The following is a 9,909-nucleotide window of genomic DNA, read 5'->3' as shown; positions in this document are numbered from 1 at the left end:
CCAGCTTTGCCGCGTACGCCTGGAAGTTGGCGCGGTAGGCGTCGGCGTGGCTGGGAGACGCTCGCCGCGTGGCCCAGCAACCGCATCACCTCGCCGACCACCGCCGGACCGGCGTCGCGCAGGTAGAAGTGCTCACCTGGGAACACCCGGCTGTCGAAGCGGCCCGTGGTGACGTCGGCCCAGGCGCGCATCTCCTCATCGCTCGCCTCGGTGTCCCCGGCCGCACTGAACCCGGCCACGGCGCAACCGAGAGTGGGCAGCGGGTCGGCCGGCCAGTAGTTCTCGATCAGCCGGTAGTCGGCGCGCAGGCTGGGCAGCACCAGTTCCCGCAGCGCCGGGTCGTCCAGCACCGCCCCGGCGGTGCCGCCGAGGCGACGCAGGTCCGCCAGGATCGCCTCGTCCCCGCCGGTGTGGACCGTCTCCACCCGCTGCCGGTGCGGCGCCGGCCGGCCCGACACCACGAGCAGCTCCGGCCGCCGCCCGGCCCGCTCCAACCGCTGCGCCACCTCGTACGCCAGGGCGGCGCCCATGCTGTGTCCGAACAGGATGAGCCCGGCGGTCGACAGCGGGACGAGCGCCTCGGCGGCGACGTCGGCCAGCTCGCCCAGCGCCCGCGGGATCGGGTCGCCGAGCCGGTCCTCCCGGCCCGGGTACTGCGCCGCGTACAGCTCGACGGACGCGGGCAGGGCGGCGTGCCAGCGGCGGAAGAAGGCAGCCGTGCCACCGGCGTGCGGGAAGCAGACCAGCCGGAATCCCGGCAACGGGCGCGGGTCGAAACACCGCAGCAGCCCACCGGCGCCGTACTGCTTCATGAGCGGACCTCCTGTCGTTCGGTCATCGGGGCGAGGGCGGACGGGTCGAGGTCACGGCCGGTGGCGAGCGGGGCCGACACGGCGTCGGCGCCGGCCACCGCCGGCGCCAGCGGGTGCGGCTCCGGGCGTTCCCGCAGCTCCGGCGGGCCGAGCCGGCGGGTCACCTCCTGCCAGAGCCGGCAGATGCCGAGGTGGTACTGGCCCTCGCCCTGCCCGTCGTGCTCGCCGGTGGCGACCCGGACCAGTTCGTCCAGCGCCCCCGCGACCGCCTGCGGCCAGAGGCCGCCGACGATCTCGCGGTAGCTCTCGGCGACCGCCGGGCCGAGCGGCGCGGCGCTCGGCAGGTCCAGGTAGTCCTCGGGTGCGGCGGCCAGGTCGACCAGGTCGGCGGTGGAGCGCGGCAGGTGCGCCCGCGGCGACCAGAGCACCGGCCCGTGCGTACCGGTCAGGGTCAGCAGGCCGCCGGGGAAGCCCACGGTCACCCGGTGCAGCAGGTGGGCGTGGTTGTCCGGGTCGGCCGGGTCGAGCTGGTTCTGCACCCGCAGGGTGACCGGCACCCCGCCGATCACGCCGTCCAGGCTTCGGTACGGCACGTCCACCTCGGACATCCGGCGCACCGCATCGGGCAGCGCCACCGGGTCGGCGAACCCGGCCGGACGCAGCCGGCCGACCACCCGGCCGACGATGTCGAGCAGGCTGAAGGTGACCTGGATGCCGGCCATCGCGTCGACGAACAGGGGACGCTGGCCGGCGGCCACCAGCCGGGCCGCCGCGTCGAGGAACCGGCGCACCGGCGCCACGTGCGGGTAGTGGGTGTTGAGCCGGTACGCCACGCCGGCCCGGCGGGCCTGGCGCAGGCAGCGGGCCAGCTCGTCGGGGTGCATGGGATGCTCCTGGAGCACGTGCACGCCCCGGTCGAGCAGCGCCTCGGCCAGCTGCGCCCCGGGACCGCCGTTGATCGCCGTACCGACCACCACGCAGGCGATGTCGACGTCGTCGGGTAGCTCGTCGACGTCGGTCAGCAGGGGCACCTGGTAGTGCGCGGCGACGGCGCGGGACCGTTCCCCGCCGCGGGCCAGCACCCCGGCCAGCTCGTAGCGGTCAGCGGCCTGGGCGATCCCGGCCAGGTAGATCCGCCCGAACCTGGTGCCGGCCACCACCACCCGCCACCGGTCCCCGCCACCGCGCGGCCCGGCCGGCCGCGTCGTCACGCTCACAGCACCCCCTCCTCCACCTCGGCCGCCGCGGCCACCGCCACGTCGGACACCTCCACCGACAGCAGCGCGCCCCAGTCGCGCAGCCGGCGTACCGACCGCTGCGGGGGCAGCACCGCGTCGGCGCGGTGCCGCCCGGGCGGCAGCCCGTCGTCGGCGACGGCGAGCGCCGCCAGCGCCGCGACCGCGCCGCTGAGCAGGTACGCGTCCGGGGCGCGGGCCACCAGCGTCCGGGTCAGCGGCCCGGTGTCGGTCACCCCGGTCATCTCCAGCACGAACAGCTGGTACGGGCGCAGCCCGGCGGCGTCCAGCTCGGCGGCGTGGCAGAGCTGCCGGGCGGCCTCGCCGGGCTCGACGCCGTCGCCGCCGCCGGTGCCGGATCGCAGCCGGCCCAGCAGCGCCAGGGTGTGCTCGCCGTCGAAGACGTTGAACCAGCTCGCCTCGACCAGCCCCAGGTCTGCGGCGACGCGGCGCAGCTCGCCGCTGAGGTAGGGGAAGGCGCTGACCAGGCCGGGGAAGAACGGCGCGGGCTCGCCGAGCCGGGGCGACAGTGCGCCGGCCACCACCCGGCCGTCGCGCCAGGCGGCCCCGGCGTGGCCGTACCCGTCGGTCAGGCTGGCCAGGTAGTCGGCGGCGGCGGCCGGGGTGAACCGGTCCCGCCCACCGGCGTACCCGGTCAGGCGCTCAACCCGGGTGAACGGCCGCCCGGCGAGCAGGCGCGGCAGCAGCCCGGTCAGGCCGGGGCTCATCCCGGCGGCCAGCACCGCCACCCGACCCGGGCCGGGCAGCCCGGCCGCGGCCAGCTGCCCGTCGAGCAAGTCGTCCCCGGCCGCGTCCACGTAGTGGGCCCCGGCCGCGTCGGCGGCGACGGCCACCCGGGCCCCGACCGCCGTCGCCGGACCGGCGCAGTTGACCACGACGCCGCTGCCCGCGCAGGCCCATTCCAGCGCGTCGGGGTCGGTCAGGTCGGCCACCGCCACCGCCACCCGCGCCGGCCCGTCCGCCGGCCCGGCCAGTTCCCCGGCCAGCGACCGCAGCGCCGACTCCCGACGCCCCACCAGCCGCAGCGGTACGCCCACCCGGTGCAGGAACCCGGCGGCGGCGTGCCCCACCGCGCCGGTGGCACCGACCACCGTCACCGGTCGCCGCGCGCTCACCGGGCCCCCTCGCCGGCCGCCCCGGTCGGATGGTCCGCGCCGGCTCGCGCCGCCGCGTGCACCGCCCGCGCCACCGCCGCGGCGTGCGGCTCACGCAGACAGGCGAAGTGGTCGCCCGGGATCTCCCCGACCGCCACCTCGCCCAGGCACAGGTCCCGCCAGTCCGACTCCGGGTCGTCGGCCAGCAGCGGGCCGTCGCCGGCGGTGGTCCGCAACAGGGCCAGATCCCCCAGGTAGGGCTGCAGGTCGAGGGCGCCGAACGCGGCGAGGCTGTGCCGGAAGACCCGGTACTGGGCGCCGACGAAACCCTCCGCGTCGAGGTCCGGTCGGGCGTGCGTGAGGGCCCGGGCCAGGCCGCCCAGCCGCTCCGGCTGGGGTACCTCGGCCAGCTTGCGGAACGTCGCGGCGACCTCGCGCACCCCGTCGTCTTCCACGGTCGCGTCGGTGCCGTCGAGCCCGGCGATCGCCCCGGCGGACAGCTCGGCGGCACCGGCGGGCAGCGCGGCGCGGATCGCCCGGCGCACGGCGTCCACGTCGGCGGGGAACCCCAGCCGGGCCGGGTCGACGCCCATCACGCGGGCGAACTCGTACTCCACCAGCAGGTCGTCGGTCACCCGGATGGGCAGCGGGTACCCGTCGAGCAGGGTCAGCCCGGCCGGCGGGTGCCCGCTCTCCAGCAGGTTGCGGGCCACCTCGACGGCGAGCGACCCCCCACTGCCGTAGCCGAGCAGGTGCACCGGCCGGTCGTGCGCGAGCAGCAGCTCGGCGTACCGGGCGGCGAGCCGCTCGACCAGGGTCGCCGGGTCGACGTCCAGGTACGCGTCCACCTTGGTCACCGCGAGCCCGAACGTCGGCGCGGTGCCGGCCAACTCCCGGGCCAGGGCCACGAACGGAGCCATCGTCCCGGTGGCGTCGTGCACCACCACCCACGACGGCCCGTCCCCGTCGCCGCCGAGCGGGACCAGCGGCGAGGCCGGGGTGGCCGGGGCTTCGCCGGTGCTGCCCTCCGGCACCGGCCGGCGCAGGAACTCGGCGAGCGCGGCGACCGTCGGCTCGCGCAGGATCTGCCGCAGCAGGCTGTCAAAGTAGTAGCGGGACGCCTCGGGCACCCGCTCGCGCAGCCGCGCCGCGAGCTGGCTGACCAGCAGCGAGTCGCCCCCCGACTGGAAGAAGTCCTGGTTACGGCCGACCCGGGGACGCTGCAGCAGCTCGGCCCACAGCGCGGCGAGCCGCTGCTCCAGCTCGTCGCGCGGCTCGTGGCCGGCGGCGTTGGTGTCCTCCTCGTGCGGCAGCCAGCCGCGCAGCGCCGCCCGGTCGACCTTGCCGTTGCCGGTCAACGGCAGCGCGTCCACCTGCTGCACCTGGCTGGGCAGCATGTACTCCGGCAGCCGTTCGGCCAGGTGCCGGCCCAGGTCGTCGGGGTCGATGCGGCTGCGGTCCCGTTTGAACCGGGCCACGAAGACCGCTTGACCCAGCGGGGCGAACACGTCGTCCGGCTCGGGCAGGCAGCCGACCAGCTCGGCGTCGGCGTCGGCGAGCAGCCGCAGCCAGTCCGCCCGGGGCAGGAACGTCTCGGCCCGGCCGCGCCGCTCGTCCTCGAAGTCCGCCTGCGCCTCGACGAACTCCATCGAGGACATGATCTGGTAGTTGTCCCGGGTCTGGTCGATGAAGACCAGCCAGCCGCCGGGCCGCAGCAGCTCGCGGAGCCGGTCGAACAGCCGGGGCAGGTGGCGGGCGTAGTGCAGCGCGTTGTTGCACAGCACCACGTCCAGCGAGTTGGGTGCCAGCCCCTGGGCGCGGTAGTCCTGGTTCATGTCGAACAGCGCGAAGGTGACCCAGTCGTCGTCGGCGAACCGGGCCCGCGCCTCGTTCAGGAAGAACGGCGTGACGTCGGTGAACAGGTACTCCACCGACAGGCCGCGCAGGGCGGGGATCACGTCGTGGCTGACCCCGCCCACCCCGGCGCCGATCTCCAGCAGCCGCAGCGGTGCCGGGCCGGCATGCGCCTGGGCCACCGCGCGGACCGTCTCCGTCGCCACGGCGTTGACGTAGCGGTTGATCGCGCTGTCCCGGTAGGCCGAGAGCCCGATCTCCAGGCTGCCCTCGGGGAAGAGGGCGCGCAGCGGGTCGATCTCGTCGCGGAGCAGCTCGCCGTGGCGCTCGGCGCTCTCCGCGAAGTACCGGGTCAGCACCGGGGCCTGGTCGACGTCGGCGCCTGCCGCGTGGACCGCCTGCCACGCCTGCTCGGCCCAGGCCGGGTCGAAGGAGCGGGTGGCGGTGTACCGGTCGCCGTCGCGGGTCAGGTGGCCCTCGGCGGTCAGCGCGGCCAGCCAGCGTCGCAGCAGCCGGTGGTGCTGCTCGGCCGCGCCGGTCGCGGCAACCACATCGGCCAGGTCGTGCGAGGCGCCGGGCGTGGCGAACAGGCCGTGCCGGTGCAGGGTGGCCGCCATCGAGGCCAGGGCGGCGGTGTCCAGCAGGCCGGCGAACTCGACGAAGCGCTGCGGGTCCACGCCGGAGCGGGCGTGCTCCCCCTCGGCCCGGGCGGCGGTCACCACGTCCCGCGCCCACTCGGCGTCGGCCCGGTCCGGGGCGATCCGCTCCGGCTGCACGAAGGCGGCCAGCCGCCGGTCGGTGAGCCGTTCCCCGACCGCCTCGCACACCGCGTCGGCGACCGCCGGGTGGGCGCGCAGCGCCGTCTCGATCTCGGCCAGCTCGATCCGGTGGCCCCGGATCTTGACCTGGCTGTCCTCGCGGCCGAGGAACTCCAGCGACCCGTCCGGCCAGTACCGGCCGAGGTCGCCGGTGCGGTAGAGCCGCTCCCCGGTGACCGTGTGGGTGACGAAGCGCTCGGCGGTGCGGGCGGGGTCGCCGAGGTAGCCGAGGGCCAGGCCGGCCCCGCCGATGTACAGCTCCCCGGGCACCCACTCCGGGCAGGGACGCCCGGCCTGGTCCAGCACGTGGAACCGCTGGTTGGTCAGCGGGGTGCCGTACGGGATGCTCGGCCGCTCCCGGTCGACCTCGCCGATGCGGTGGTGGATGGACCAGATCGACGCCTCGGTCGCGCCACCGAGGCTGACCACCTCCAGCCCGGGCACCCGGGCCCGGACGGCGTCCGGCAGCGGGACCGGGATCCAGTCCCCGGACAGCAGCGCGAGCCGCAGCGCGGGCAGCCGCACCTCCGGGTCGCCGTCGAGGTAGTGCGCGAGCATCTGCAGCTGCGCCGGCACCGAGTTCCAGACGGTGACCTCGTGCCGGGCGACCAGGTCGGCCCAGTGCGACGGGTCGCCGCGCCGGGCCGGGTCGGGCAGCACCACCGCACCACCGACGGCGAGCAGGCCGAAGATGTCGTAGACCGAGAGGTCGAAGCCCAGGTTCGCCAGGCCGAGCACCCGGTCGCCGGACCCCACCCGGAAGCGGTCGTTGATGTCGACGATGGTGTTCAACGCACCCCGGTGGCTGATCACCACGCCCTTCGGGGTGCCGGTGGAACCGGAGGTGTAGATGACGTACGCCGGGTCGTCCGGCCCGGCACCCGCCGCGTCGCCCAGGTCCGTGGTGCCGGGCTCGACGGGAGCGGTGGCGTCGACCGGGTGGGCGGTGACGCCGTCCGGCCAGGGACCGTCGGCCAGCCACGGCTGGGTGAGCACGTGCCGGACGCCGGCGTCGACGATGATGCCGGCCCGCCGGGCGGGCGGCTGGACGGTGTCGATCGGCACGTAGACGGCACCCGCCGCGAGCGCGCCGAGCACCGCGACCACCTGCTCCGCGCCCTTGTCCATGACCACGGCCACCCGGTCGCCGGGCGCGCAGCCGGCCACGCGAAGCGCCGCCGCCACCGCCCCCGCCCGCGCGACCAGCTCGCCGTAGGTCAGCGCGACCCGGGCGTCGCGCACCGCGAGGCGGCCCGGGGTACGCGCGGCCTGCGCCAGCACCGGGGCGTGCAGCAACCCGTCGGGCAGCGGCCCGTCGGTGTCGTTCGCGGCCTGCCGCCGGCGCTGCTGTTCGGCGTTCAGCGGCACCGGGCTGTCGGCGTCCCAGGCCGCCTCGCCGGCGGCGAGGTCGGCGAGCAGCCCGGCCAACGCGGCGAACGCGTCGGCCACCAGACCGGGCGGGAAGACGCCCTCCCGGACGTCCCAGGTCAGCACCAGCCCCCCGGCGCGCTCCACGGCCTGGCAGTCGATCCAGACCTGCGGGGTCTGGCTGATGCCGTACTCGAACTCGCCGCCGTCGGCCTCGCCCAGCCCGATGGTGCTGGTGAAGACCACCGGCATCAGGGCCGCCTCACGGCCGCGGCGGCGGGCCAGCTCGCGCAGCACGGTGACGCCGGAGCAGAGCCGGTGGTCCATGTCGTCGAAGAGCTGCGCGGCGAGGGCCGCCGCCCGCCGGTGGAACGGCGCGTCGGGTGTGGTGTCGCAGGCGAGCAGGCTGACCGTGGTGAAGTCGCCGACCAGGTGCTCGACCTGCTCGTGCAGCTGCTGCCGGTTGAGCAGGGTGAGGTTGAGGGTGAACCGGGGGTGCCGGCTCCACCGGCCGATGACCTCCGCGTACGCGGCGAGGACCGCCGCGGACGGGGTGAGTCCGCGGCTGGCCGCGTGTCGGCGGAAGGCGGCCCAGGCGGCCGGGTCCAGCGTGGACTGGCGGCGCTCGAAACGGCCGCTCGCCGCCTCCGGCCGGGCGGGCAGCTCCGGGGCGGGCGGCAGTTCGTCGAGCCGGTCCCACCAGTACGCCCGGTCCCGCTCGTAACGGCCGCCGTCGCGGAGCCGCCGCTCGGCGAGCACGTAGTCACGGAAGGTGATGTCCAGTGGGGGCAGCACGGCGTCGGGGTCGGCGTAGAGCTGGTGCAGCTCCACCAGGAGGCGCTGGATGCTGAGGTAGTCGGCGATGAGGAAGTCCACCGAGACGTGCAGCACGCTGCGCCGGGGGCTGCGGGTGACGCGCAGCTCGAACAGCGGCCACCGGGCCGGCTCGTACTCCCGGTGGCTCAGCTCGGCGCGGACCGCCTCGACCGCGGCGGCCAGCTGGTCGTCGTCGCCGTCGCGCAGGTCGGTGACGGGAATGTTGTACTGCGGCACCTCGGCGGCGACCTGCTGGTGGCCCTCGGGGTGCACGGTGGCGCGGAGCATGTCGTGCCGGGCGATCAGCGCGTTCCAGGCCCGCGCCAGCCGGTCCGGGTCGAGGTCCGGGTAGCTCAGCTCGCCGTACACCTGGCAGGCCGTGCCGCCTGAGCCGTACGCGTCGTGGCGGCCGACCAGGTAAGCGGCCTGCACGTCGGTCAGCGGGAACGGCTGGTACCGGCCGTCCGGGCCGGGGATGAGGGTGACGGCCCGGGCGCGCAGGTGGGCGAGGATCTCCTCCCGGTGCTCCCGGACGGCGTCGCGTCGCTGCGCGGTCATCGCACCCTTCGGGGCGCGGAACCGCAGCTGGCCGGCCTCTTCCCAGAGTTCGATCCCGGCGTCGCGCAGTTCGTCGATCAGCGTTGCCACGCTCACAGCACACCCTCCTCGAATGCGTCGTCGCCCGCCTGGCGCTCGGCGATCCGCTCGGCGAGCCCGGCGACGGTGGGACTGTCGAAGACCTGGCGCATGGACAGCTCGAGGCCGAGCAGCTCGCGTATCTGGGCGACGAGCCGGGTGGCCAGGACGCTGTCGCCGCCCAGGGCGAAAAAGTTCTGCCCGCGGCCGACGGTGGGCAGGTCCAGAAGCTCGGCCCAGATCTTGGCCAGGGTCACCTCGAGGTCGCCGCGCAGCTGCCCGTCGTCGTCGGACGCGGCGGCCGCGGCGGTCTCGTCGGCGCGTCGGGTCAGCTCCGCCCGGTCGATCTTGCCGTTGGTGGTGAGCGGCCAGCGGGGTAGCGGTTCGATGCTGGCCGGTAGGGCGTGCGCGGGCAGCCGGTCCGCCAGGAACGGCCCGAGCGCGTCGAGGTCGACCCCGGCGGCGGCCGGGATGACGAAGGCCGCGAGGCGCTGCCGGTTCTCTCCGGCGGTGACCACGGTCGCGTCGGCGATGTCGGGGTGTTGGGTGAGGGCGGTTTCGATCTCGCCGAGTTCGATCCGATGCCCCCGGATCTTCACCTGATGATCCCGACGGCCCAAAAACTCCAACGTCCCGTCCGGCCAGTACCGGCCCAGATCCCCCGTCCGATACCAACGCCTCCCGTCATGGGTAACGAACCGCTGCCCGGTCAACTCCGGCGCACCCCGATAACCCTCGGCCACCCCCAACCCACCGATCCACAACTCCCCCGGCACCCAGTCCGGACAATCCCGACCCCGCGCATCCACCACCCGATAACACTGATTCCGCAACGGCCGCCCATACGGCACCGACCGCCACCCCGCCGGCACCTCATCCACCTCGCAAGCGTTCGACCAGATCGCCGCCTCCGTCGCCCCACCCAGAGCCACGAACCGGCACCCCGACGCCACCGCCCGCACCCGACCAGGCAGATCCAGACCCACCCAGTCACCCGACACCAACACCAACCGCAGACTGCCGCCCAAGCCCCGCTCACCCGCAGCGGTCAACGCCATGTCCAGCAACGCCGGCACCGAATTCCACACCGTCACCGAATGCGCCCGCGCCAACTCCAGCCACACCAGCGGATCCCGCCGACCCGACTCCGGCACCATCACCAGAGCCCCACCCGCCGCGAGCAGGCCGAAAATGTCATACACCGACAGGTCGAAATCCAACGCCGACACCGCCAACACCCGATCCTGCGGCCCCA

At 75.3% G+C, this 9,909-nt stretch carries 5 protein-coding genes; all 5 read right to left on the bottom strand.

Annotation, left to right across the window (positions count from 1 at the left end):
* The coding region (locus ABZ570_RS32595) for an alpha/beta fold hydrolase (RefSeq protein ID WP_358071805.1) at positions 1-812 on the bottom strand (812 nt) is incomplete at its 3' end.
* On the bottom strand, positions 809-2,029 hold the full coding sequence (locus tag ABZ570_RS32590) for a Gfo/Idh/MocA family oxidoreductase (protein WP_358071803.1): 1,221 nt from the start codon (positions 2,027-2,029) through the stop codon (positions 809-811). The genes ABZ570_RS32590 and ABZ570_RS32595, both read right to left, overlap by 4 nt.
* Positions 2,026-3,183, bottom strand: a complete 1,158-nt coding sequence (locus tag ABZ570_RS32585) for a saccharopine dehydrogenase NADP-binding domain-containing protein (protein ID WP_358071801.1) — start codon at positions 3,181-3,183, stop codon at positions 2,026-2,028. Before ABZ570_RS32585 ends, ABZ570_RS32590 begins: the two co-directional genes overlap by 4 nt.
* The gene (locus tag ABZ570_RS32580; RefSeq protein WP_358071799.1) at positions 3,180-8,672 is read right to left on the bottom strand and encodes an amino acid adenylation domain-containing protein; all 5,493 of its coding nucleotides are present in this window, start codon (positions 8,670-8,672) and stop codon (positions 3,180-3,182) included. Before ABZ570_RS32580 ends, ABZ570_RS32585 begins: the two co-directional genes overlap by 4 nt.
* Positions 8,669-9,909 (bottom strand): non-ribosomal peptide synthetase (locus ABZ570_RS32575; RefSeq protein WP_358071797.1); only part of this gene is annotated, 1,241 nt, incomplete at its 5' end. The genes ABZ570_RS32575 and ABZ570_RS32580, both read right to left, overlap by 4 nt.

The organism is Micromonospora sp. NPDC007271, from assembly GCF_040634005.1.
Taxonomy (GTDB): Bacteria; Actinomycetota; Actinomycetes; order Mycobacteriales; family Micromonosporaceae; genus Micromonospora.
Note: the sequence above shows the minus strand (reverse complement) of the source record. Positions and strands in the feature narration are given on the sequence as shown.